Raw genomic sequence first — 23,971 nt, forward strand, 5'->3', positions numbered from 1 at the left:
GGGCGCCGCCCCCCGTTACGCCCAGGGGGGCCGCCCCGCCCCCCCCCCCCCCGCCCCCCCCCCGTCTGCAACCGTTAGCCACCGTGCAGCCCTTGCTCACCGGCTCGCTACGATCCGTTCACCGCGCGCCGCGAGAGTGTTGCTCGCAATCAGTTCCCGCGGCGCCGCCCCCGAGACCGCGAGGTTTGGCCCACCGCACTGAAACGAGCACGACATGCCAGGACAACAGCACACCATCGGCCGCCGCGCGCTCCTCGCCGGCTCCGCCGGAATCGCCGCCGCAGCGGTCATCCCCGAACCGGCCGCCGGCAGCGGGACCACTAGCGCGCTCCAGTCCACAGTAGAATCGATTGCCCCCGAGGCACCCCGCACCCAGTGGGCCCAGTACACCGGCCCCGCGTTCGTCGACACGTACGGCACCAACACGGTCGAGAACCTCACCCCCGAGAGCAACGCGGCCGTCCGCATCCTCAGCGGCTTCCAGGACCTGTGGCAGACCGGCTCGGCATGGAACAACGGCACCGTGCTCGACGAGGACGTCCTCGAAGCGAACCTGGAGTACAGCGCCGAGGTCACCGGCGCCCGCACTCCCGCAGAATCCAAGCAGGCCTACATCTTCGACCGCCAGCACCAGAGCTACAGCGCCATCGGCGGCCTCGGCCCGCTCGAAGCCCTCTACAAGGCCGGCGCGAAGGCCGTCACCGCCATCACCGGTGCCCCCGACGGCATCCCCGCCGACAAGATCAGCGACGCGCTCCCGCCCGACGCCCCCGCCGGTTCGGCGATCGGCCCCGGCGCGACCGACTCCGAGCTCGGCAAAGTCGCGCTCCTGGTGAACACGGTCCGAGGGAACAACACCTCCTCGAACCCGAGCAAGCTCGCCTACCAGTACCCGCGTCCGTGGCGCATGAACCGCGCCAGCGAAGTCGTCGAGACCGGCGGCATCCCCGTCCTCGGCGTCCCCGTCTACGAGTCGGAGGTCGCGGCCGCCCCCGAGCTGCTGCGCCAGCGCTCCACCACCCCCGCCGACGACGGCGGATTCCCCTCGGGCCACACCAACGCCGCCTGGCTCGCCGGGCTCGCGCTCGCCTACGCGGTGCCCGAACGGTTCCAGGAACTGCTGATGCGCGCCTCGGACACCTCGCACTCGCGCATCATGGCCGGCATGCACAGCGCGGTCGACGTCGTGGGCGGCCGCATCCTCGGCACCGCTCTCGCCGCCGCCGTCCTCCACAACCCGGCGACCGCCCAGATCAAGGCCGAGGCCCGCGCGCAGGCGCTGGCGTACTTCACCGAGAAGACCGGCGTCTCCGCCGACGAGCTCTATGCCTACGCGCACCGGGAGGCCCCCGACACCGACGAGTACGCCGACATCGAGGCGAATCGGGCCCGCTTCGCCGAGCGTCTCACCTACATCCTCGAACGCGACGGCTCCGACACCGCCATGACCGTCCCCAAGGGCGCCGAGGTGCTCCTGGAGACCCGCCTGCCCTACCTCAGCGCCGACCAGCGCCGCGAGGTCTTGCGCACCACCGCCCTCAAGGCCGGGTACCCGATCCTCGACGGTCCGGAGCAGTGGGGCCGCCTCGACTACTTCACCGCCGCGGACGGGTACGGCCGCTTCGACGCGGACCTCACCGTCACCATGGACGCCGCGTCCGGCGGCTTCCACGCCGCCGACACGTGGCGCAATGACATCGGCGGCACCGGGAAGCTCACCAAGGCAGGGACCGGCTCGCTGACCCTCGCCGGCGACAACTCCTTCTCCGGCGGTGTGGCGCTCCAGCAGGGCACCCTGCGGGCCGTATCGGCGAACGCCTTCGGCAAGGGCGGTGTCACCGTCGCCGGCGGCCGGCTTATCGTCGACACCGCGCAGCTCGAACTGCGGGCGCTCGCCTTGGCGAACTCGACCCTCCAGATCGTGCTGAACGACGGCGGCGAGCCCGCCGTGGAGGCCTCCAAGAAGGTCACCCTCGACTCGAGTTCGGCCCTCAAGATCACGCTCGACCCGCAGCGCCCGCCGACGACCGGCGTGGACCTCCCGGTCGTCAAGGCCCAGGAGGTCAAGGGCCAGTTCGCTTCGGTGGAACTCGACCTTCCCGGCTACATCGCGACGGTCGAGTACGAGAAGAAGCGCGTCAACGTCCGCATCGACGCCGCCTGACCCGAGACCGCCCCGGCCGCCCGGCGGCCGGGGCTTCGGCGTCCCCAGGATCTCGCTCCGATTGACTCCCGTTTCCCGACCGGCCGCCTCTAAATCGATGTACGTCCATGTATTGGTTGCGTGAAACCCTTGTCTTCCAGCGAATCGGCACCGGATACTGGGATTCGTTCCAGTACGTTCACGGGACATCGATCCATCGTCACACCCTCATGACGACTAGGGCCCCTCACCCCTGGGAGTTCGTCGACGCCGACTGATGCGCCGTATCCCGGGACGCCGCCGCGCGTCGCCGGGCGACACCCCAAGGAGGCCGATCATGCGAAGTCGCATGAGAACGCTCATCGCCACCCTGTCCGCCTTCCTCCTCGCCGTCGGCACCGCTGTCGCGGTGCTCGGCGTCGCTGCGTCACCTGCGCAGGCGCAGACCTGCAACGGCTACGTCGCGCTGACCTTCGACGACGGGCCCCGCTCGACCACCACCACCCGGCTCCTGAACACCCTGACCTCCAACGGCCTGCGCGCCACCATGTTCAACGTCGGGCGCGAGGTCGCCAACAATCCCGCGCTCGCCCGCGCCCAGGTGAACGCCGGCATGTGGATCGCCAACCACACCCAGACCCACACCGACCTGACCAAGCTGAACTCCTCCCAGATCGCCCAGGAGATCTCCGCCGCCCAGCAAGCGATCCGGCAGGCCACCGGCGTCACCCCCGCCCTGTTCCGGCCGCCGTACGGGGCCACGAACGCCACCGTCAAGTCCATCGCGAACCAGCAGGGGCTCACCGAGATCCTCTGGACTGTCGACTCCTTCGACTGGAACTACGACACCACCAGCGCGCAGATCGTGCAGAACGTGCGCAACGTCCAGAATGGCGGCGTCGTCCTCATGCACGACCTCTACCAGAGCACGATCGACGCGATCCCGCAGATCGCCGCCGACCTGCGCTCGCGCGGGTTGTGCACCGGGATGATCTCCCCGAGCACCGGCCGCGCCGTCGCCCCCGACGGCACCGGCAGTGGTGCCTGGACCGACTCGCTGCGCAGCAACTCCGCGGGCAAGTGCATCGACGTGCCCGGCTTCAACTCCGCCAACGGCACGAAAGTCCAGCTCTACACCTGCAACGACGGATCGAACCAGCAGTTCACCTTCACCGCGGCGCAGGAGCTGCGCGTCCTCGGCAAATGCCTCGAAACGCCTTCAGGGAGCAACGGCGCGCAACTGCAGATCAACGCATGCAGCAACGCCTCGAATCAAAAGTGGACGTTCAACTCCGACGGGTCGATCCGCAGCGCCGGGTACGCGAACATGTGCCTGGACGTCTACAGCTCCTCCGACGGCGCCCCCGTCCAGCTCTACAGCTGCTGGGGCGGCAACAACCAGAAGTGGACCCGCGTCTGACGGGAGCCATGGAACGGTGACCTCCGGTCGGCCGACGAGCCGGCCGGAGGGGCCTGATCCCCACAAATTCAAGCCCGTACATTTGTACGATTGAATTTGGAGATCCGGGCGCAAGTCTCCATAGGCTTCAAGGCACTCATTCGAAAGGAAGACCATGAGCGCCAACGAAGTCCTCGCCTACTACACCCAGCCCGGCCCACTCTCCGACGCCGGAGACCACCGCACGGACCTGCTCGCCCTCCCCACCGAACCCCGCGAACTCCTCGCCGCAGTCCAAGGACTCCTGGTGCACCAGGCACTCACCGGCCTCTACGGCTTCGACCTCGCCGAACACCAGCGCGAGACCGCCCACGTCCGCGCCGCCGACCGCATCCTCGCCCAGATCCTCGACGACGACCAGCGGCCCCTCACCGACCCGCGCGACCCGAAGCACCGCTTCGCGTGCACCTGCCGCACCTTCACCCTCGTCACCGTCGCCGCCCTCCGCGCCCACGGCGTCCCCGCCCGTGCCCGCTGTGGCTTCCTCCACTACGCCCCGGACGCCGACTGGTACATCGACCACTGGGTCGCCGAGTACTGGGACGGCGAACGCTGGATCCTCTCCGACGCCCAGATGGACCCGATCCAGGTCAAGGAGTTCGGCCTCGACTTCGACCCCGCCGACGTCCCCCGCGACAAGTTCGTCGTCGCCGGTCAAGCCTGGATCGCCTACCGCGCAGGCGAACTCGACGCCGACAAATGCGGCCTCCCCGGCATCCCCGGTGAAAGCGGGCCCTGGTGGATCGCCGCGAACCTCGTCCGCGACGCCGCCGCCCTGTCCAACATGGAACTGCTGCCCTGGGACGTCTGGGGGCGCATCCCCGAACCCGAAGACGAGATCGACGCGGACCTGACCGCCCTCTTCGACGACCTCGCCGCCGTCACCGTCGACCCAAGAACCGCCGCCGACGTCCGCGCCCGATACGAGACCGACGACCGCATCCGCGTACCCGACCAGGTTCGCAATGCCGTCCGCCAGAGCACGGAACCGGTCATCCCGGTCGACTGACCCCTCCGTGCTGTACGGTTCGGTGCGTATCCCACACAAAAGGAGTGACCAACAGTGGACGTGGAGCGCACCGAGCTGCCCGGAATCGGAGTGCGGTTCGAATTCGAAACCAAACGCCATGTGCGCCTAGGCATCGTCGCCCACCGCGAGGGCCGCCGCGACTTCATCATCTACGACCCCGACGACCCCGACTCGATGCTCGACTGCATCGTCTTCTCCGCCGACGAATCCGCTGCGATCGGCGAACTCCTCGGCGGCGCCCGCATCGTCGAGAAACTCAACCGGCTGCACCACGAGATCGACAACCTCGTCTCGCGCCAGATCAAGGTCGACGCCACCAGCCCCTACGCCGAACACCCGCTCGGGGACACCCGCGCCCGCACCCGCACCGGCGCTTCCATCGTCGCGATCGTCCGCGCCGACGGCGTCGAGACCGGCCCGCCCCCCTCCGCGATCCTCCACGTCGGCGACCGCCTCGTGACCATCGGAACGCAAGAGGCCGTCGACGCCGTCGACCGGATCCTGCGCGGACTCGAATAATGCACGGGACCGTCGCGCTTCTCCTTGAGCTCGGCCTCCTCATCGGAGCCCTCGGTCTGCTCGGAGCCATCGCCGGCAAGTTCGGCATCTCCGCCATCCCCCTCTACCTCCTCGCCGGCCTCGCCTTCGGGCACGGCGGCATCTACGAGATGCACGCCATCACCGGCTTCCTCGACGTCGGCGCCGAAGTGGGCGTCGTCCTGCTCCTGTTCACCCTCGGCCTCGAATACACGCCGCGCGAACTGCTCGGCACCATGAGGACCTCGTGGCTCGGCGCCGTGGTCGACCTCGTCCTCAACGCCACACCCGGCGTGATCTGCGCGCTCCTGCTCGGCTGGGGGCCCGCCGCCGCCGTCGTCTTCGGCGGCGTCACCTACGTGTCCTCCTCCGGCATCATCGCGAAGGTCCTCACCGACCTCGGCTGGCTCGGCAACCGCGAAACGCCCACCATCCTCGCGCTCCTCGTCGCCGAGGACATGATCATGGCGCTCTACCTGCCGATCCTCACCACGATCCTGGCCGGGCTCGCGTTCGCGCAGGCCGCCATCGGCCTCGGCGTCGCCCTCCTGGCGGTCGCCGCCGCCTTCCTCATCGCCTCCCGCTTCGGCGGGCTGCTCTCGCGCTTCCTCGCCTCGCCCAACGACGAGATCCTCATGCTCAAAGTCATGGGCATCGTCCTCGTCGTCGCCGGGCTCGCCGAGCAAGTGCACGTCTCGGCCGCCGTCGGCGCATTCATCGTCGGCATGGCCCTCTCCGGTGAAGTCTCACGCCAAGCCGAAGAGACACTCGAACCGCTCAAGAACCTGTTCGCGGCCGTCTTCTTCGTCAACTTCGGGCTCGAGACCGACCCGGGGGCGCTGCCACCGGTGCTCCCGGTCGCGATCGCGCTGGCGGTCGTCACCATCGCGACGAAGTTCGCCACCGGCTGGTGGGCGGCCGGCCACGCCGGCTCCGCCTTCACCGGCAAGCTCCGCGCCGGACTCGTGCTCCTGCCGCGCGGCGAGTTCTCGATCGTCATCGCCGGACTCGGCGTCACCGCCGGACTCGACCCCGCGCTCGGATCCGTCGCCGCCGCGTACGTGCTGATCCTGGCCGCCATCGGCCCGCTCGCACCGCGCCTCGCGGGACCGATCGTCGCCAAGCGCCGCAAGAAGAACCGCGCGAGACGCCTAGCGCAGGCCGCCACGTAGCGCTTCCGTGGCGGGAGTGCGCGGCACCGGAGCACCCGCTGTGCCAGGGCCGGCGGAGCCGGGTTGCACTCTTCACTCCCGCCACCGCACACGCCGAACCGTTATACCGGCTTGATAGAACTCATAGATGGCTGAAACCGCGAACCCGCCCCGCCCGCAAGACGAGGTCGTCGACATCGCGCGCGACCTCATCCGCATCGACACCACCAACACCGGCGACAACGCGACCGCCAAGGGCGAACGCGCCGCCGCCGAGTACGTCGCGGAGAAGCTCGCCGAGGTCGGCCTCGAACCGAAGATCTACGAATCGGCGCCCGGCCGCGCCTCGGTCGCCTGCCGCTACCCCGGCGCCGACGCCACCCGCGGCGCCCTCCTGCTCCACGGCCACCTCGACGTCGTCCCCGCCGAACCCGACGAGTGGACCGTCCACCCCTTCTCCGGCGAGATCAAGGACGGCTACCTCTTCGGCCGCGGCGCCGTCGACATGAAGGACTTCGACGCGATGCTCCTCGCCCTCGTGCGCGACTGGAAGCGCCGCGGCAAGGTCCCCCCGCGCGACCTCGTCCTCCTCTTCACCGCCGACGAAGAAGCCGGCTCCGACTACGGCGCCCGCTTCATGGTCGAGCAGCACCCCGAGGTATTCGAAGGCGTCACCGAAGCGGTCGGCGAGGTCGGCGGCTTCTCCATGACCCTCCCGGGCGACCTGCGCGTCTACGTGGTCCAGACCGCCGAGAAGGGCCTCGACTGGCTCCGCCTGCGCGCCACCGGCCGCCCCGGGCACGGTTCCATGCTCCACGACGACAACGCCGTCACCCGCCTCACCCGCGCGGTCGCCAACATCGGCCAGCACGAGTTCCCCGTCGAGATGACCCCCACGGTCCGCCAGTTCCTCGAATCCGTCTCGGAGCTGACCGGCATCGGATTCGACCCGGACAACCCCGACGAGACGGTCGCCAAACTCGGCCCGGTCGCCCGCCTCATCGGCGCGACCCTCCGCAACACCGCCAACCCCACCCGCCTCAACGCGGGCTACAAGACCAACGTCATCCCCTCGAGCGCCGACGCCGTCATCGACTGCCGCTCGCTCCCGGGCCGCAACGACGAACTCGAAGCCGTCCTCCGCGAACTCGCCGGCGACGGCATCGACTTCGAATACGAGATCCGCCAGCCCGGATACGAGACCTCCTTCGACGGCGTCCTCGTCGACGCCATGGCCGAAGCGATCCGCCAGGCCGACCCCGGCGCCCGCACCGTCCCGTACATGCTCTCGGGCGGCACCGACGCCAAGGCCTTCGCCACCCTCGGCATCCGCTGCTTCGGCTTCGCGCCGCTCAAGCTCCCCGCCGACCTCGACTTCACCGCCCTCTTCCACGGCATCGACGAGCGCGTCCCGCTCGACGGCCTCAAGTTCGGCGTCGACGTCATGGACCGGTTCATCTCACAGGCATAGCATTACCCAGACCTGACGAGAACCCAACGGGCCCTAACGCAGTGAGCGCACTCACCGCTTTAGGGCCCGTCGTTCCGTAGACGCCCTGCCGAAACCGGCGCTACAATCGGACGCGATGTTGATTTTCCTTTAGAAAGCAGCCAGGCCACCGCGTAGAGCAGAGCTCCGCGACGGCCGCCAAGGCACGCATCGCAATCCATGAAGCCAAGAGCGCTTCTCGCGTGCCGCCCATCCGCATTTCCCTCGCGAACGACTGCTTTCTGGAGGCGCGCATGTTCCGCCACGCCCAACTGACCCTTGTAGACATCACCAAGCGCTACGCCGACCACCTCGTCCTCGACCGTGTCAGCTTCACCGTCAAACCGGGGGAGAAGCTCGGCATCATCGGCGACAACGGATCCGGCAAATCCACCCTGCTCAGGCTCCTCGCCGCCGTCGAGGAGCCCGACAACGGCGACCTCGCCGTCACCTCCCCGGGAGGCATCGGCTACCTGCCGCAGCAACTCGACCTGCCCGAACAGGACACGGTCGCCGACGCGATCGACCTTGCGCTGGCAGACCTGCGCGACATCGAGCAGGCGATGCGAGCTGCCGAACAGCAGATGGCCGACGGCGACGAAACCGCAGGCGAGCGCTACGCCGAGCTCATGTCGCACTTCGAATCCCGCGAAGGCTGGGAAGCCGATGTGCGAGTCGACCGGGCACTGGAAGTCCTCGGGCTGCCGGGCCTCGACCGAGACCGTCCCCTGGGGACGCTCTCAGGCGGCGAGCGCTCGCGGCTGATGCTGGCGGCGACCCTCGCGGCCAGGCCCGCGCTGCTGCTGCTCGACGAACCGTCGAACGACCTCGACGACAACGCCGTCACCTGGCTGGAGGCGCAACTGCGCGACTGGCCCGGAACAGTGGTCGCCGTGACCCATGACAGGGCCTTCCTCGAGGCCATCACCACGACGATGCTCGAAGTGGCCGACCGAAAGGCCCGCCGATACGGCAACGGCTACACCGGCTACCTCACTGCGAAGGAGACCGAACGACAGCAAGCGGAAGAGGCCTACGAGTCCTGGAAGACCGAAGTAGAACGCCAGCAAGGCATCGTGGACCACAACGCAGGCCGCATGGCGGCGATCCCGAGAAAGCTTCCGATGGCCAACATGTCGACGGGCGCTTTCCGGGCGAGGAACCGAGACCACGGCGCGGGCAGCCGCATCAGAGTCGCGAAGCAGATGCTCGAACGGCTGCGCGCCGCGCCGGTTCCGCAACCGCCCGAGCCGATGCGTTTTGAAGCGGCCGTGGCCACCACCGAGGCGGCGATCGCGGCCCCGGCCCTGACGCTCAAGGGCATCCGCGTGGGTGATCGTCTCAAGGTCGATGGACTGTCCATCGCCCAGGGCGAGCGCATGCTCGTGACGGGCCCGAACGGCGCGGGCAAGACCACGCTGATGCGGGTCCTCGCCGGCGAACTCGAACCCGACGAGGGAACGGTCGACCGCACTGGAGCGATCGGCCACCTGCGTCAGTTGGCCGGTCCGGGTTCTGGGCGGCAGTCGGTACTGCGGGCCTTCGCCGAAGGCCGCGTCGGCACGCTCGAAGAGCACGCCGAAGCACTGGACCGCCTGGGCCTGTTCACCCACGACCAGTTCGGCACGCCGGTGGCGGCCCTGTCGGTGGGCCAGCGCCGCCGCCTCGAACTGGCCAGGCTCGTATCGAGGCCGGTCGACGTCCTGCTCCTGGACGAGCCGACCAACCACCTGTCCCCGCTGCTGGCCGAACAACTCCAGGAAGCCCTGGTCGACTACGAGGGAACAGTGATCCTGGTCAGCCACGACCGCCGCCTCCGCGAGTCCTTCCAAGGCCGGCACCTGCACATGGACGCCGGTGCCGTCGTCTGATCGAACCGGCACCCGCCGAAGCCGGGCCCGAGGCTGGCGCGCTAGCCTCGGGCCACTCCGTACTGAAAGCGAATTCCCTTATGGCCGTGGCGATCACCTACGAGACGCATTCGATCACCGAGGACAACGAGCGGGGCATCGCGACCGGGCACCTGCCCGGTCGTCTGTCGGCACGCGGTCGCGAGGTCGCCGCCGAACTCGGCGCCCGCTACCGGGCCGAGCCGCCGGACGCGGTGTACACCTCGGACTTGCGCCGCGCGGTCGAGACCGCGCGAATCGCGTTCGGCGACACCGGCATTCCGGTGCTTCAGGACCCTCGCCTGCGCGAATGCGACTACGGCGACCTCAACGGTCGACCGGTGGCCGAACTCGCCAAGGTCCGCTCAGCGCACATCGATCGGCCGTTCCCCGGCGGCGGCCAGAGCTACCGCGAGGTCATCGAGGCGACCCGCGAGTTCCTCCGCGACCTCGTCGCCGAGCGGGACGGCCAGCGGGTCGTGATCATCGCCCACTCCGCCAACCGCTGGGCGCTGCACGTCCTGCTCGGCGGTGAAGCGATCGAGCGCCTGGTCAACGCTCCGTTCAACTGGCAGCCGGGCTGGCACTACACCGTCACGGCAGGCTCGATCGAGGAACCGGTCACCGGGCCCGGGACGGCCGATTCGGCGCACTGAACGGCGATTGCTCGGATCACGGCCGGGGGACTGCGGCCAGGGCGATGATGAAGGCAGGCCCTAGCGATCCGAGGAGGCATGACATGCCGAAGACATCGAAAGCATCCGCCGAAGAGACCTTGAAGCTGGAAGGCTACGAAGGCCACTTCACCGAGATGGACACCGGTTACACCGTGGGCTTCGAGACTTATACCTCCGACGCCGACCTCAGCGAGTACTTCAAAGGCCTGCCCGATGACCGCTGCCAGTGCCCGCACTGGGGGTACGTGTTCACCGGCAAGGTGACGTTCAAGACCGCCGACGGCGACGAGACCTTCGAAGCCGGCGACGCCTACCACGTCGGCCCGGGACACACGCCGGTCCTCTTCTCCGGCACCGAACTCGTCGAGTTCAGCCCCACCGAGGAGCTCAACCGCACGATCGAGGTGGTTTCGAAGAACATGGGGGAGGCGTCCTGACCGAGGCCGGGACTTCCCTGCAGATCAGCGGCGGGCGAGGACGAGTTCCCTTCCCGCCGTAGCGCATTGGGCCGCGTACTCCGACGGCGGGAACCCGATGAGGTTCTTGAAGTCGTGCGTGAAGTGCGCGTGGTCGGACCAGCCGAGTTCGGCCGCGAGGCGGGCCAGGTCCGACTCCGGGTCCTCGGCGAGGCGGTCGGCCGCGTCGTGGAGTCGGTAGCGCTGGATCAGCGTCTTCGGGCCGAGTCCGAGATAGTCCTGGAACAGCCGCTGGAGTGTCTTGGGGGACATGGCGAACCGGGCCGCCACCTGGTCCACCCGCGTGATCGACCGGTCCTCCAGCATCGCCCGCACCACCGCCAGCACCCGCCCGTAGCGGGGGTCGGGCCGTTCCGGGACGCGATCCGTCAAGAACCTCGAAACCATCTGGATCGCGTCGATGTCGCTGCCGCTCATCACGATCGAGTTCAGCTCGTCGACCTCGCGCCCGAACACGGTCGCCGCGCCCGCCGACCAGTCGGCCAGCGCCGCGCCCTCGACCCCGCTGTACGCCGTGAAACCGCCCGGCCGGAACTTCACCCCGAAGACCCGCCCGCGCCCGGTGAGGTGGTGCCGGGAGACCGCGATGCCGGGCCCGTGCAGCTCCGCGCCGATCACGGGCATGAAGCTCAGATTCACGCACGGATGGGGGATCACCACCGACTCGTACGAGGTGCCTTCGGGCAGGTCCCAGCGGACCGACCAGTATCGCTCGACGAACTGGCCGAGCAGCCCCGTCTCGCGGTATCGCCGCAGGTCGATGTACTGCACGGCTTCCTGCGGTCGCAGCAGGCCCTTGTCGCTCGCGGTAGCTCCGTTCACAGCTCCGATGCTAAGCGGGAGGTGTGACGCTTTTTTACAAGCGCGCGCCGAACCGGCACGCGAGACTGGACCCATGAGCACTGAAACCAGCAAAGACACCAAGGTGAACCCGATCCCTGACGGCTACCACTCGATCGTGCCGTTCATCGTCGTCAACGATGCCGCGAAGGCGATCGAGTTCTACAAGGAGGTCTTCGGCGCGAAGGTCCTCATGCGCAACGACGGGCCGGACGGCTCGGTCATGCACTGCGACCTGCAGATCGGCGATTCGGTCCTCCAACTGGGGGACGCGAACCCGCAGTGGGGCCTCGAATCGCCGAACGCCGAGCGGATCACCGGCTCGCTCGCCCTCTACGTCGAGGACTGCGATGCGGTCTACGCGAAGGCCGTCGAGGCCGGCGCGACCGTTCGCGAGGAGCCCTCGGTGTTCCTCACCGGTGACCGGTACGCGTCCATCGCCGACCCGTTCGGGCGCCGCTGGTCGATCATGACCCGCGTCGAGGACGTCTCGCACGAGGAGGCCGAGCGCCGGATCAACGAGTGGATCGCAGGCATGGCGAAATCGTAAGCCCGCAACCGGCGCTGCTGGGCGAAGGCCGGTAGCGGCGACGAACCAGGGGCGGGCCGCAAGGCCCGCCCCGCTCAGTAGCTCTCCGGATAGCCCACCGTCGGCGCGGACACGTCGTCCAGCGCCAGACGGATCTCCGGCGGCAGGAACAGCTGCTCGGCCGCGAGCGAGGCCCGCAGCTGCGTCGCGTTGCGCGCGCCCACGATGGCCGAGGCCACGCCCGGCTGGTCGCGCACCCACGCCAGCGCCACCTCCAGCGGACTCACCCCGAGCCCCTCGGCCGCGGTGGCGCAGGCCTCGACGATCCCGGCCGAGCGCTCGTCGAGGTACACCCCGGCGAACCGCGACCACTGCGCCGAGACCGCCCGCGAATCGGCGGGCCGCCCGAACCGGTACTTGCCCGTCAGGACGCCGCGCCCGAGCGGGGACCAGGCGAGTACGCCCATCTCGAGGGCGAGGCAGGCCGGGAGCACCTCCCGCTCGACGCCGCGCTGCAGCAGCGAGTACTCGACCTGGTTGGCCACGATCGGGGTCCGTCCCGGCCACGCCGACTGCCACGCGAACGCGCGCGCGGTCTGCCAGCCCGTGTGGTTCGAGAGCCCCACGTACCGCACCTTCCCGCTCGACACCGCCGCATCGAGGACCGACATGGTCTCCTCGAGCGGCGTGTCCGGGTCGTAGACGTGCAGGATCCACAAGTCGATGTAGTCGGTGCCGAGCCGCCGCAGCGACCCTTCGAGCGAGCGCATGAGCCACCCGCGCGAGGTGTCGCGCTTGCGCGGCGCCCCGTCGGTGCGCACCCCGGCCTTCGTGGCGATGTGCAGCTCCGAGCGCGCCACGATCTTGCCGATGAGCTGGCCGATCACCGCTTCCGCCGCGCCCTGCCCGAACACGTCGGCGGTGTCCACGAGCGTGCCGCCGGCCTCCACGAACGTCTGCAGCTGCGCTGCGGCATCCTCAAGGCCGGCCTCGTCGGTGGTCCACGTCATCGTCCCCAGGCCTAGCGAGGAGACTTCGATGCCGCTGCGTCCAAGTGGTCGGCGTTCCATAGTCACAGAAGTTACATTGAGTGAACCTCGCATGAAAGCCTCAGGTGCGCTTGAAGGGACGAGAAGTCCGTGATCGACTACTGGCCGGTCGGCCGGGATCGAAATATGATCGCGGGCATGGATTCCTGGACCGCACCGCACGTACCCTCCCTGCCCGGCCAAGGCCCCGCCCTGCACCTGCACGACACCGCCTCCGGGGGCCAGCGCGAGACGGTCGAGCCCGGCGCCGAGAGCGCCACGATGTACGTCTGCGGCATCACCCCCTACGACGCCACCCACCTCGGTCACGCCGCCACGATGATCACCTTCGACCTCGTCCACCGCTACTGGCTCGACCAGGGGCTCGAGGTCAACTACGCGCAGAACGTCACCGACGTCGACGAGCCCCTCTTCGAGCGCGCCGAACGCGACGGCACCGACTGGCAGGTCCTCGGCTTGCGCGAGACCGCCCTCTACCGCGAGGACATGGTGGCCCTCCAGGTCCTCCCGCCCCGCCACTACATCGGCGCGATCGAGTCCATCCCCTCGGTCGGCAACGCGGTCGCCGAACTCCTCGAGAAAGGCGCCGCCTACCGCCACGACTCCGGCGATGTCTACTACGCCGTCGAATCCAACCCCGGCTTCGGCTCCGAGTCGAACTACGACCGCGAGACCATGCTCCGCTACGCGCGCGAGCGCGGCGGCGACCCCGACCGCGAAGGCAAGCGCGACCCGCTCGACCCGGTCCTGTGGAACGCCCCCCGCGACGGCGAGCCCTCCTGGGACACCAAGGTCGGCCCCGGCCGCCCCGGCTGGCACATCGAGTGCACCTGCATCGCGCTCGACTTCCTCGGCGAGCAGATCGACGTCCAGGGCGGCGGCTCGGACCTCATCTATCCCCACCACGAATTCTCGGCCGCCCACGCCGAATCACTCACCGGCACCAGGCCCTTCGCCCGCTCGTACGTCCACACCGGCATGATCGGCCTCGACGGCGAGAAGATGTCGAAGTCCCTCGGCAACCTCGCATTCGTCTCCAAGCTCCGCGCCGAAGGCGTCGACCCCGCCGCTGTCCGCCTGGCCCTCCTCGCCGACCACTACCGCTCCGACCGGCAGTGGAGCACCGCCAAGCTCGCCGAGGCCGAACTGCGCCTGGGCCGCTGGCGCGAGGCCGTCTCCCGCGAACTCGCCGTTCCGGCCGGCGCCATGCTCACAGCCCTCCGCGAGCGCCTGGCCGACGACCTGGACACCGCGGGGGCGCTCGCCGCCGTCGACGCCTGGGCGAACGAGACCCTCGCCAATGGAGGCGAGGACCCCTCGGCTCCGACCCTTGCCCGCGACACGATCGGAGGATTGCTCGGCATAGACTGCACGCGCTGATTGTGCGAAATGCCGAGTATCGGTACGCTCACAGTTGAGCGTGGCCGACTCCCCGTCCTCCTGGAGTCGAATTGAAGATCCTGCTGCTGGCGTCCGCTTTCAACGGCCTGACCCAGCGCGTCTGGTGCGCCCTGCGCGAGCAGGGGCACGAGGTCGGCGTCGAACTCGCCCCGGCGCACAGCACCCCCGAGTCGATGACCCACGCCGTCGAGCGCATCGACCCCGACCTCATCCTGTGCCCCTTCCTCAAACACCGTGTGCCCGAGGACGTCTGGCGTCGCTGGACCACCGTGATCATCCACCCCGGACCGGTCGGCGACCGAGGCCCCTCCTCGCTCGACCACACCCTGCTCGGCCAGAGCCCGCGCTGGGGCGTCACCGCGCTCTCGGCGGTCGAGGAGATGGACGCCGGACCCGTCTGGGCGTGCTCCACATTCGACGTCCCCGACGGCATCACCAAATCGGCGCTCTACAACAGCCGCGTGGCCGACGCCGCCATGGAATGCGTCGCCACCGTCGTCCGAAAGGTCAAGAACGGCGAACGACCGGTGCCCGCCGAGGACCTCCCGCTGCCCGTCCCGGGCACCGGCGAGCTCCCGCTCCTGCGCCGCAACGCCTTCGCCCTCGACTGGCGCGCGTCGGCGTTCGAACTCGCCCGCCGCATCGCCGCCGCCGACGGCGCCCCGGGCGCGCCCGCCGTCCTCGACGGCCGCACCTACTGCCTCTTCGACGCCACCGCCACCAGCGAGGACACCGGCGCCGAACCCGGGACCATCGTCGGCCGCGACTGCGAGTCCATCGCCTTCGCCACCGGCCGCGGCACCCTCTGGGTCGGCTACGCGGCCCTCCTCGAGAAGCCGGACGCCTCCTCGGGCCGCAAGCTCCCCAAGCGCGGCCCCAAACTCCCCGCCGCGATGGTCGTCAACGCCGCCAGCGCCCCCTTCAAACCCGCACCCGAAGCCATCGCCGAGACCCTCTATCACCGCGAAGGCGACATCGGCTACCTCACCATCCGCTCCTACAACGGCGCCATGCACACCGAGCAGTGCCGCCGCCTCACCGGCGCGGTCGAGAAGGCCCTCACCGAGGACACCCGCATCCTCGTCCTCACCGGCACCGAGCACGCCTTCTCCAACGGCATCCACCTCGGCGTCATCGACGCCGCGGCCGACCCCGCCGCCGAGGCCTGGGACAACATCAACGCCATCGACGACCTGTGCCTCGCCATCGCCGCCGCCGACCAGCTCACCGTCGCCGCGTTCTCCGCGAACGCGGGCGCGGGCGGCGTCATGGCCGCCCTCTGCGCCGACGTCACCGTCGCCCGCGACGGCACCGTCCTCAACCCCTACTACGACATGGGCATCTTCGGCTCCGAGCTGCACACCTGGTCGGTCGCCAACCGCGTCGGCGAGCAGACCGCGGCCCGCCTCCTGGGGGAGAAGCTCCCGATCTCAGCCGCCGAGGCCAAGCAGATCGGCCTCATCGGCGCGGTCGGACCCCGCGACTGGGACGAGTTCCAGCGCTGGCTCCGCGCGGTCGCGATCGGCTACAACGAGCCGGTCACGCGCGGACGCATGTTCGCCGCGAAGGCCCGCCGCCGCGCCGAGTCGAAGCCCCTGTCGTACTACCGGACCATCGAGCTGGCCGAGATGGCCCGCGACATGTTCGACGACCGGCACGGCTTCGACGCCAAGCGCCGCGCGTTCCTCGGCAAGTCGGCCCCGACCGAGACCCCGGAGAAGCTGCGTTTCCGCTGATCACGCCAGGAGAGGGTTTGCCAGTATCGCCAGCGCGTTGACAGGCGCCGTCCCACCTGATGGACTGTCCTTATGTTCGAAGAAGGACAGTACTTCGCGCCGGTCAACACCGACGCCGACGGCGCGGTCGTCGTGGAACTGGGTGAGAACCACCCGGGCTTCGCCGACCCCGAGTACCGCGAACGGCGCAACGCCATCGCGGCCCTCGCATTGGACTGGAGCCCCGGCCTACCCATGCCGACCGTCTCCTACACCGACACCGAGCACGAGATCTGGCGGCTGGTCAGCGCCGAACTCGCCATCAAACATCAAGCCCTGGCCAATCACGAGTACCTGGAGGGCGCCGAGCGCCTCAAACTCCCCGCCGACCACATCCCGCAGCTCCACGAGGTCTCCGAGTCGCTGGAGCCGCTCACCGGCTTCAGCTACCTGCCCGCGGCGGGGCTGGTGCCCCTGCGCGAGTTCTACGGGGTGCTCTCGGACGGGAAGTTCCACGCGACCCAGTACATCCGCCACCACTCGGTGCCGCTCTACACGCCCGAGCCGGACGTCATCCACGAGGTCATCGGCCACGCGAACGCCCTCGCGTCGCCGCGTTTCGCAGCCCTGTACCGCGCCGCGGGCGAGGCGGCCCGCCGCGTCCATTCGGAGGACGCGCTCGAATTCGTCTCCCGCGTCTTCTGGTTCACCCTCGAGTTCGGGGTCATGAGCGAGAAGGACGGCCTCAAGGCCTACGGCGCGGGCATCCTCTCCTCGTACGGGGAGATCGACGAGTTCCGCGGCATGGAGATCCTGCCGCTCGACCTGCTCACGATGGGCACCATCGACTACGACATCACGAAGTACCAGGACCACCTCTTCGACGCGGGCTCGATGGAGCAGCTGGAGGACGTGGTGGGGGAGTTCTGGGAGACGTGCGACGACGAGTCGATCGAACGCCTCAAGGCCGAGGCGCGCTAGGCGCGCGCTGCAGCGGCCGGGCGCTTCGCCCGGCCGCGTGATCTCTGTGCAGTGAACCGGTCAGCCGCCGCTTTTGCGCCGTCTCCTAGTACAGCTCCGCTTCGTACTTCGGGCCGTACTTGTCGACGAGCTGCTCCAAGGTCGCCTCGACGACCTGGGTCTCCTTGACGAGCTGCGCGTGCCGTGGCAGCGTGTCGGACGTCCACGTCTCGGGCTTCCAGATCCCGGAGCGCATCGAGGCCTTGCCGCAGTGGAAGTAGATCGTGTCGATCTCGACCACCAGCGCCAGGACCGGCTTGTGGCCCTTGACGATCATGTCCTCGAAGAACGGCGCGTCCGAGACCACGCGGGCGCGGCCGTTGATGCGAAGCGTCTCGCGGCGGCCGGGGATGAGGGAGAGCAGGCCGACATGCGGGTTCGCGAGCACATTGTGGTATCCGTCGACGCGGTGGTTGCCCTTGCGCTCGGGGATCGCGAGGGTCGAGTCGTCCAGCACATGTACGAGCTTCCCGGCCGGGTCGCCCTTGGGGGAGGCGTCGCAGTTGCCGTCGGCATCGGCGGTCGCGACCACGCAGTACGGGGAGGCGGCGAGCCATTCCCTGTCGCGCTGATGGAGCTTCGGGCGCTCCTTCGTGGCCGCCTGGGGCATCACCTCGCCCACGATCTCGCGGAGCTTGTCGCGGTCGGTGACTTCGGTCCACAAGTGACGGTTGAGCGCGTCCATCTGGGTCCCTTCGGAAGAGACGGCCGTTACGACCCGATGCTACGCCCGCCTCAAGCTTCCCGGCTACCGCGTTTGGGGCGCCCGCGGGCGTCGGCGATCGCGTCGCGTACGCCCATGCGGATGACCCAGCACAAGCGGTGGAGACCGATCAGTGCACATGCGAAGGGAGGAGTTCCATGCCGTTCGTCCTATTCATCCGACTGTGATCTTCACCCGACATGATGCCCATCCTGTGAAACCGAGTTCCCACTTGTCGGCACCCGCAAGTACCCTAGACCCCGTGTCTGCGAAGAGTCTTTTCCTTGATGTCCTCAGTCGCCGCGTCGTGATCGCCGACGGCGGTATGGGCACCATGTTGCAGGCCTACGACCCGACCCTCGAGGACTACGACGGCTTCGAAGGCCTCTCCGACATCCTGTGCGTGACCCGCCCCGACATCGTGCTCGGCATCCACGACGCCTACCTGGCCGCCGGGGCCGACTGCATCGAGACCAACAGCTTCAACGCGAACTACGGCGGCCTCGTCGAATACGACATCGTCGACCGCGCCCGCGAACTCGCCCGCGCGGCCGCCGCCCTCGCCCGGCAGAAGGCCGACGAGTACGCGACCCCCGAGTGGCCGCGCTTCGTCCTCGGCTCGATGGGCGGCGGCACCCGCCTGCCCACCCTCGGCCACGCCCCCATGGCGCTCCTGCGCGACCACTACCAGGAATGCGTGCTCGGCCTCATCGAAGGCGGCGCCGACGCCATCCTCGTCGAGACCGCCCAGGACCTCCTGCAGGCCAAGGCCGCCGTCATCGGCGCCAAGCGCGCGAACGCCCAGCTCGGCACCCAGATCCCGATCATCGCCCAGGTCACGGTCGAGACCACCGGCACCATGCTCGTCGGCGGCGAGATCGGCGCGGCCCTCACCAGCCTCGCCGCCCTCGGCATCGACCTCATCGGCCTCAACTGCGCCACCGGCCCCGAGGAGATGAGCGAGCACATCCGCTACCTCTCCCGCCACTCGCCGGTCCCGATCTCGGTCATGCCCAACGCCGGCCTGCCGACCCTCGGCCCGAACGGCGCGGTCTACCCGCTCACCCCCGAAGAGCTCGCCGACGCCCACGAGGACTTCGTCAAGAACTTCGGTGTCAGCCTCGTCGGCGGCTGCTGCGGCACCACTCCCGACCACATCCGGGCCGTCCGCGCCCGCCTCGGCGGCGCTCCCGAGAACCTGGTCAAGCCGAAGGAGCGCACCCCCGTCCTCGAACCGGGCGTCTCCTCCTCGTACCACCACGTCCCGTACCTGCAGGACGCCTCGATCCTCAACGTCGGCGAGCGCACCAACGCCAACGGCTCCAAGGCCTTCCGCGACGCCATGCTCGCCGCCGACTACGACCGCTGCGTCGAGATCGCCCGCGAGCAGGCCGGCGGCGGCTCGCACCTGCTCGACCTCTGCATCGACTACGTCGGCCGTGACGGCGCCGAGGACATGCGCGTCCTCGCCTCCCGCTTCGCCACCGCGTCCACGCTCCCGATCATGCTCGACTCGACCGAGCCGAACGTCGTCGAAGCCGGACTCGAAGCCCTCGGCGGCAAGTGCATCGTCAACTCCGTCAACTTCGAGGACGGCGACGGGCCGAACTCGCGCTACCAGCGGATGATGCCGCTCGTCGCCGAGCACGGCGCAGGCGTCGTCGCCCTCTGCATCGACGAGGAGGGCCAGGCCCGCGACCGCGACTGGAAAGTCCGCGTCGCCGCCCGGCTCATCGAGGACCTCACCGGCAGGTGGGGCATGAAGATCCAGGACATCTTCGTCGACGCGCTCACCTTCCCCATCTCCACCGGGCAGGAGGAGACCCGCAAGGACGGCATCGAGACCATCGCCGCCATCCGCGAGATCGCCCGCCTCTACCCGGGCATCAACTTCACGCTCGGCGTCTCCAACATCTCGTTCGGCCTCAACCCGGCCGCCCGGCAGGTCCTCAACTCCGTGTTCCTCAACGAATGCGTCGAAGCGGGCCTCACCAGCGCGATCGTCCATTCCTCCAAGATCCTGCCGATGGCCTCGATCCCCGAGGAGCAGAAGCAGGTCGCCCTCGACATGGTCTACGACCGCCGCACCGAGGACTACGACCCGCTGCAGAAGCTCATCGAGATCTTCGACGGCGTCAGCCTCGCCGGCACCAAGGAGGCGCGCGCCGAAGCCCTCGCCGCCCTCCCGCTGGACGAGCGCCTCGCCCAGCGGATCATCGACGGCGACAAGAACGGCCTCGACACCGACCTCGACGAAGCCCTCGCGAACGGCAAGCGGCCCCTCGACATCATCAACGACAACCTCCTCGAAGGCATGAAGGTCGTCGGCGACCGCTTCGGCTCCGGCCAGATGCAGCTGCCGTTCGTCCTCCAGTCCGCCGAGGCCATGAAGTTCGCCGTCGCCCACCTCGAACCGCACATGGACAAGGCCGACGCCGCCGACAAGGGCACCATCGTCCTCGCCACCGTCCGCGGCGACGTCCACGACATCGGCAAGAACCTCGTCGACATCATCCTGTCCAACAACGGCTACACCGTCGTCAACCTCGGCATCAAGCAGCCCATCAACGCCATCCTCGACGCCGCCGAAGAGCACCAGGCCGACGTCATCGGCATGAGTGGACTGCTCGTCAAGTCGACGGTGATCATGAAGGACAACCTCGCCGAGATGATGGCCCGCTCGATGCACACGCGCTGGCCGGTCCTCCTCGGCGGCGCCGCGCTCACCCGCGCGTACGTCGAGGACGACCTGCGCGAGATGTTCGAAGGCGGCCAGGTGCACTACGCGCGCGACGCGTTCGAGGGCCTCGACCTCATGAACAAGGTCATGACCGCCCGCCGCACCGGCGTCCCCATCGTCGACGCCGAGAAGGAGGCGAAGATCGCCCTGCGCCGCGAACGCCGCGCCAAGCAGGCCACGATGGTCGCCGACACCCTCCCGGACCTCAACGACAGCTCGGTGCGCTCCGACGTCGCCACGGACGTCGAGATCCCGGTCCCGCCGTTCTACGGCTCGCGTGTCGTCAAAGGCATCCAGACCTCCGAGTACGCCGCGCTGCTCGACGAGCGCGCCACCTTCCTCGGCCAGTGGGGCCTCAAGCCCGCCCGCGGAGACGGCCCCTCCTACGAGGAGCTGGTCGAGACCGAGGGCCGCCCGCGCCTGCGCTACTGGCTCGACCGCCTCGCCACCGACAACGTGCTCGAAGCGAAGGTCGTGTACGCCTACTTCCCGGTCTACGCCGAAGGCAACACCCTCGTCGTGCTCGATGAGAACGGCCACTCCGAACGCACCCGCTTCACCTTCCCGCGCCAGCGCCAAGGCCGGCGGCTCTGCCTCGCGGACTTCTTCCGCGCCAAGGACGGCGAGCAGCTCGACGTCCTTGGCATGCAGCTGGTCACCTTGGGCTCCAAGGTCTCCGAGTACACGAACCAACTGTTCCAGGCCAACGCCTACCGCGACTACCTCGAAGTGCACGGCCTCACCGTGCAGCTCACCGAGTCGCTCGCCGAGTACTGGCACCGGCGCATGCGCCGCGAATGGGTCCTGCCCTCGGGCGGCACCGTCGCCGACTCCGACCCGGGCGACGTCAAGGGCTACTTCGACGTCGACTTCCGCGGCTGCCGCTACTCCTTCGGCTACCCGGCCTGCCCCGAGCTAGCCGACCGCGCCACCCTCGTCGAACTCCTCGGCGCCGAGCGCATCGGCGTCGAACTGTCCGAAGGGGACCAGCTCCACCCGGAGCAGTCCACCGACGCGATCGTCCTCCACCACCCCGAGGCGAGCTACTTCAACGCCAAATAGCGAGCGCGAGTGCCCGGTACCAATGGGGTGCCGGGCACCGCGTTCCGAGGCGCTGCATACGGCACGCCGCGCGTTCGGCACCATAGAGCCATGTCGCACGAACTCGTCGCCTATCTCGGAGTCATGGACGCAGGCAAGTCCACCCTCGCGCTCCAGTACCACCACTCCCTCGGCGGCACGGGCGTCGTCTACACCTCCATGGACCGCGGCGGCGAAGGCGTGGTCTCCAGCCGCATCGGCCTCAGCCACGAAGCCCGCGAGGTCAAGCCCGGCTTCGACATCTACGACGACCTCGCCGCCATCAAACCCCCGTATGTGATCGTCGACGAAGTCCAGTTCCTCGAAGCGCCCAGGCAGATCAACCACCTCGCGGACGCCGTCGACGGACTCGGCCTCGACGTCTACGCCTTCGGCCTCAAGACCGACTTCCTCGGCCGCCTCTTCCCGGCCGCTCAGCGGCTCATCGAACTCGCCGATCGCGTCGAGGAACTCCCGGTCCGCGTCAACTGCTGGTGCGGCGAACGCGGCACCCACAACGCACGCGTCCGCGACGGCGTCATGACCTTCGCCGGCGACCTGGTCGAGGTCGGCGACATGGATTCCTACACCGTCCTGTGCCGCCGCCACCACCGCGCCGGACTCGCCTAGGGCCTGTCCTGCGGCGTCCACTCGGCCGCTCGCCCCTCTGGCGGTCCCGACCCGTGTGAGCCGCCTCGCGGCTCCGCCTCGACGCGAGCCGACCCACCGGTCCCGCCCGTACCCTGGACAACGTGACTGACCTACCGAAAGCCGCGTTCCCGCAAGCCGTGCTCTTCGACATGGACGGCACGCTCGTCGACAGCGAACGCGTCTGGGACACCGGCATCGAGGAACTCGCCGGACTCCTCGGCGGCGCCCTCGACCCCGCCGTCCGCGCCCGCATGGTCGGCACCAACGAGGACGCCTCGGTCGTCATGCTCCTCGAAAGCCTCGGCATCCCCCTCACCGAGGCCCCCCACCGCCAGACCTGGCTGCGCACCCGCATGAAGGAGCTGTTCGCCCAAGGCGTCGAATGGAAGCCCGGCGCACGCGAACTCCTCCTCGAATGCCGCGCCGCCGGCATCCCGACGGCCCTGGTCACCTCGACCCCGCGCGAACTCGCCGACATCATCATCGGCCTCGTGGGCCCCGAGAACTTCGACCTCACCATCTGCGGCGACGAGGTCGAGCAGCGCAAACCCGACCCCGAGCCCTACCTCGCCGCCGCCGCGAAACTCGGCGTCGACATCGAACGATGCGTGGTCCTGGAGGACTCCGTCTCCGGCGTCGGCTCCGGGCTCGCCTCCGGCGCGGTCACCGTGGCCATCCCGAGCGAAGTCGAGCTCCCGGTCGAGCTCGACGTCCTGCGCCTCGACACCCTCGAGGGCATCGACCTGGCGTACCTGCGCAACCTCGGCTAAACCCGTTGACGATCCGGACGACCGACACCAGTCTGTCCAGATGACCGCTCCGTTGAACGACGCAAGCCACATCATCGTCAAAGCCCTGGCCGACCCCGAACGCCTCCGCGTCTTCGCCGACATCGTCCTGGCCGGCCCCGGCGCCAGCGTCACCGAGCTGAGAACGCGCCATCCGCGCGCCGAGAAGGCGCTCCACCGCCTCTTCGAATCCGGGCTCGTCACCCGCGAAGACGGCCGGATCCGTGCCGCACCTGAGGCCTTCAAAACCGCCGCCGCGGCAGCCCGCGAAGCCCGCCCCGACGCGCCGCCCGGCGTGAGTCCCGAAGTGGCCCATCTCTACGCGAACGGCCGGATCACCGTCCGGCCGGTCAACCGCCGCACCCGCGTCGCGCTCCTGCGCGACCTCGCGGACCGCCACTTCGCGTTCGACCGCGTCTACACCGAGCACGAGGTCAACGAACCGCTCGCCGCCGAATTCGAAGACCCGCTGCAGCTGCGCCGCGACCTCATCGACGAGCTCCTCCTCGAACGCAACCGCGACGGCAGCGAGTACCGCCGCCGCGAGGCCCCGCCGATCTGAACCGGCCGCCCCACCGAACGACGACGTCCCGCCCTCCGAAGC

General features: G+C 69.2%; 20 protein-coding genes. 17 read left to right on the forward strand and 3 right to left on the reverse strand.

All coding sequences use genetic code 11. The annotated features are described in order from the left end of the window. Window positions 1–214 precede the first annotated feature (214 nt). From O1R50_RS08675 to O1R50_RS08715, 9 genes are all read left to right on the forward strand, one after another. Window positions 215–2,164, forward strand: a complete 1,950-nt coding sequence (locus tag O1R50_RS08675; protein ID WP_270109555.1) for a phosphatase PAP2 family protein — start codon at window positions 215–217, stop codon at window positions 2,162–2,164. A gap of 316 nt (window positions 2,165–2,480) precedes the next feature. Next, window positions 2,481–3,563 carry a polysaccharide deacetylase family protein gene (locus tag O1R50_RS08680; RefSeq protein ID WP_270109556.1) on the forward strand — a complete coding sequence of 361 codons (1,083 nt, stop codon included), beginning with the start codon at window positions 2,481–2,483 and terminating at the stop codon, window positions 3,561–3,563. Window positions 3,564–3,717: 154 nt separating this feature from the next. Continuing rightward, on the forward strand, window positions 3,718–4,611 hold the full coding sequence (locus O1R50_RS08685) for a transglutaminase-like domain-containing protein (RefSeq protein ID WP_270109557.1): 894 nt from the start codon (window positions 3,718–3,720) through the stop codon (window positions 4,609–4,611). Window positions 4,612–4,665: 54 nt separating this feature from the next. Then, on the forward strand, window positions 4,666–5,151 hold the full coding sequence (locus tag O1R50_RS08690; protein WP_270109558.1) for a cation:proton antiporter regulatory subunit: 486 nt from the start codon (window positions 4,666–4,668) through the stop codon (window positions 5,149–5,151). After that, complete coding sequence (locus O1R50_RS08695) at window positions 5,151–6,341, forward strand: cation:proton antiporter (RefSeq protein WP_270109559.1); 1,191 nt, start codon at window positions 5,151–5,153, stop codon at window positions 6,339–6,341. The genes O1R50_RS08690 and O1R50_RS08695 overlap by 1 nt, the downstream gene beginning before the upstream one ends. A gap of 127 nt (window positions 6,342–6,468) precedes the next feature. Next, entirely contained in the window at window positions 6,469–7,791 is a 1,323-nt protein-coding gene (locus tag O1R50_RS08700; protein ID WP_270109560.1) for a M20/M25/M40 family metallo-hydrolase, read from the forward strand. A 272-nt stretch (window positions 7,792–8,063) separates the two neighbouring features. Further along, window positions 8,064–9,680, forward strand: a complete 1,617-nt coding sequence (abc-f, locus tag O1R50_RS08705; RefSeq protein WP_408612650.1) for a ribosomal protection-like ABC-F family protein — start codon at window positions 8,064–8,066, stop codon at window positions 9,678–9,680. Window positions 9,681–9,760: 80 nt separating this feature from the next. Beyond that, window positions 9,761–10,354 carry a histidine phosphatase family protein gene (locus O1R50_RS08710; RefSeq protein WP_408612636.1) on the forward strand — a complete coding sequence of 198 codons (594 nt, stop codon included), beginning with the start codon at window positions 9,761–9,763 and terminating at the stop codon, window positions 10,352–10,354. Window positions 10,355–10,437: 83 nt separating this feature from the next. Next, window positions 10,438–10,812: a cupin domain-containing protein gene (locus O1R50_RS08715; protein ID WP_270109563.1), complete on the forward strand. Its 375-nt coding sequence runs from the start codon at window positions 10,438–10,440 to the stop codon at window positions 10,810–10,812. Window positions 10,813–10,836: 24 nt separating this feature from the next. Here O1R50_RS08715 and O1R50_RS08720 read toward each other — a convergent pair whose 3' ends face one another. Continuing rightward, on the reverse strand, window positions 10,837–11,673 hold the full coding sequence (locus tag O1R50_RS08720) for an AraC family transcriptional regulator (RefSeq protein WP_270109565.1): 837 nt from the start codon (window positions 11,671–11,673) through the stop codon (window positions 10,837–10,839). Between the two features lie 73 nt (window positions 11,674–11,746). Between O1R50_RS08720 and O1R50_RS08725 the strand changes: the two genes are divergently transcribed. Further along, window positions 11,747–12,241, forward strand: a complete 495-nt coding sequence (locus O1R50_RS08725; RefSeq protein WP_270109567.1) for a VOC family protein — start codon at window positions 11,747–11,749, stop codon at window positions 12,239–12,241. Window positions 12,242–12,315: 74 nt separating this feature from the next. On the opposite strand, the gene O1R50_RS08730 is transcribed toward O1R50_RS08725, so the two are convergent. Next, the gene (locus O1R50_RS08730) at window positions 12,316–13,290 is read right to left on the reverse strand and encodes an aldo/keto reductase (protein WP_270109568.1); all 975 of its coding nucleotides are present in this window, start codon (window positions 13,288–13,290) and stop codon (window positions 12,316–12,318) included. A gap of 117 nt (window positions 13,291–13,407) precedes the next feature. On the opposite strand from O1R50_RS08730, the gene mshC reads away from it, so the two are divergent. From mshC to O1R50_RS08745, 3 genes are all read left to right on the forward strand, one after another. Continuing rightward, entirely contained in the window at window positions 13,408–14,649 is a 1,242-nt protein-coding gene (mshC, locus tag O1R50_RS08735) for a cysteine--1-D-myo-inosityl 2-amino-2-deoxy-alpha-D-glucopyranoside ligase (RefSeq protein ID WP_270109570.1), read from the forward strand. Window positions 14,650–14,720: 71 nt separating this feature from the next. Next, window positions 14,721–16,406 (forward strand): enoyl-CoA hydratase-related protein, encoded by a 1,686-nt coding sequence (locus tag O1R50_RS08740; protein WP_270109571.1) that lies wholly within the window; start codon window positions 14,721–14,723, stop codon window positions 16,404–16,406. Between the two features lie 72 nt (window positions 16,407–16,478). Then, window positions 16,479–17,366, forward strand: coding sequence for a phenylalanine 4-monooxygenase (locus O1R50_RS08745; RefSeq protein WP_270109573.1), 888 nt, complete (start codon window positions 16,479–16,481; stop codon window positions 17,364–17,366). Between the two features lie 85 nt (window positions 17,367–17,451). Here the strand turns inward: O1R50_RS08745 and O1R50_RS08750 are convergent, their stop codons facing one another. After that, a complete protein-coding gene (locus O1R50_RS08750; RefSeq protein ID WP_270109575.1) occupies window positions 17,452–18,090 on the reverse strand; it encodes an MSMEG_1061 family FMN-dependent PPOX-type flavoprotein in 639 nt (212 codons plus the stop codon). Between the two features lie 280 nt (window positions 18,091–18,370). Between O1R50_RS08750 and metH the strand changes: the two genes are divergently transcribed. The 4 genes from metH (at window position 18,371) to O1R50_RS08770 (ending at window position 23,929) form a co-directional block, all read left to right on the forward strand. Continuing rightward, complete coding sequence (metH, locus tag O1R50_RS08755) at window positions 18,371–21,910, forward strand: methionine synthase (RefSeq protein WP_270109577.1); 3,540 nt, start codon at window positions 18,371–18,373, stop codon at window positions 21,908–21,910. A 90-nt stretch (window positions 21,911–22,000) separates the two neighbouring features. Next, a complete protein-coding gene (locus O1R50_RS08760) occupies window positions 22,001–22,558 on the forward strand; it encodes a thymidine kinase (RefSeq protein WP_270109579.1) in 558 nt (185 codons plus the stop codon). A 122-nt stretch (window positions 22,559–22,680) separates the two neighbouring features. Then, window positions 22,681–23,349 (forward strand): HAD family hydrolase, encoded by a 669-nt coding sequence (locus tag O1R50_RS08765; protein ID WP_270109581.1) that lies wholly within the window; start codon window positions 22,681–22,683, stop codon window positions 23,347–23,349. A 40-nt stretch (window positions 23,350–23,389) separates the two neighbouring features. Beyond that, a complete protein-coding gene (locus O1R50_RS08770) occupies window positions 23,390–23,929 on the forward strand; it encodes a DUF2087 domain-containing protein (protein WP_270109583.1) in 540 nt (179 codons plus the stop codon). Window positions 23,930–23,971 lie beyond the last annotated feature (42 nt).

Origin of the sequence: Glycomyces luteolus (assembly GCF_027622875.1) — a bacterium.
GTDB lineage: Bacteria > Actinomycetota > Actinomycetes > Mycobacteriales > Micromonosporaceae > Glycomyces > Glycomyces luteolus.

Bases quoted from the DNA above. Each gene is read 5' to 3' on its own strand.
- O1R50_RS08675 (WP_270109555.1), top strand. From the start codon at position 215: ATGCCAGGACAACAGCACACCATCGGCCGCCGCGCGCTCCTCGCCGGC.
- O1R50_RS08680 (WP_270109556.1), top strand. From the start codon at position 2,481: ATGCGAAGTCGCATGAGAACGCTCATCGCCACCCTGTCCGCCTTCCTC.
- O1R50_RS08685 (WP_270109557.1), top strand. From the start codon at position 3,718: ATGAGCGCCAACGAAGTCCTCGCCTACTACACCCAGCCCGGCCCACTC.
- O1R50_RS08695 (WP_270109559.1), top strand. From the start codon at position 5,151: ATGCACGGGACCGTCGCGCTTCTCCTTGAGCTCGGCCTCCTCATCGGA.
- O1R50_RS08700 (WP_270109560.1), top strand. From the start codon at position 6,469: ATGGCTGAAACCGCGAACCCGCCCCGCCCGCAAGACGAGGTCGTCGAC.
- abc-f (WP_408612650.1), top strand. From the start codon at position 8,064: ATGTTCCGCCACGCCCAACTGACCCTTGTAGACATCACCAAGCGCTAC.
- O1R50_RS08710 (WP_408612636.1), top strand. From the start codon at position 9,761: ATGGCCGTGGCGATCACCTACGAGACGCATTCGATCACCGAGGACAAC.
- O1R50_RS08715 (WP_270109563.1), top strand. From the start codon at position 10,438: ATGCCGAAGACATCGAAAGCATCCGCCGAAGAGACCTTGAAGCTGGAA.
- O1R50_RS08725 (WP_270109567.1), top strand. From the start codon at position 11,747: ATGAGCACTGAAACCAGCAAAGACACCAAGGTGAACCCGATCCCTGAC.
- O1R50_RS08730 (WP_270109568.1), bottom strand. From the start codon at position 13,290: ATGGAACGCCGACCACTTGGACGCAGCGGCATCGAAGTCTCCTCGCTA.
- mshC (WP_270109570.1), top strand. From the start codon at position 13,408: ATGGATTCCTGGACCGCACCGCACGTACCCTCCCTGCCCGGCCAAGGC.
- O1R50_RS08745 (WP_270109573.1), top strand. From the start codon at position 16,479: ATGTTCGAAGAAGGACAGTACTTCGCGCCGGTCAACACCGACGCCGAC.
- O1R50_RS08750 (WP_270109575.1), bottom strand. From the start codon at position 18,090: ATGGACGCGCTCAACCGTCACTTGTGGACCGAAGTCACCGACCGCGAC.
- O1R50_RS08760 (WP_270109579.1), top strand. From the start codon at position 22,001: ATGTCGCACGAACTCGTCGCCTATCTCGGAGTCATGGACGCAGGCAAG.
- O1R50_RS08770 (WP_270109583.1), top strand. From the start codon at position 23,390: ATGACCGCTCCGTTGAACGACGCAAGCCACATCATCGTCAAAGCCCTG.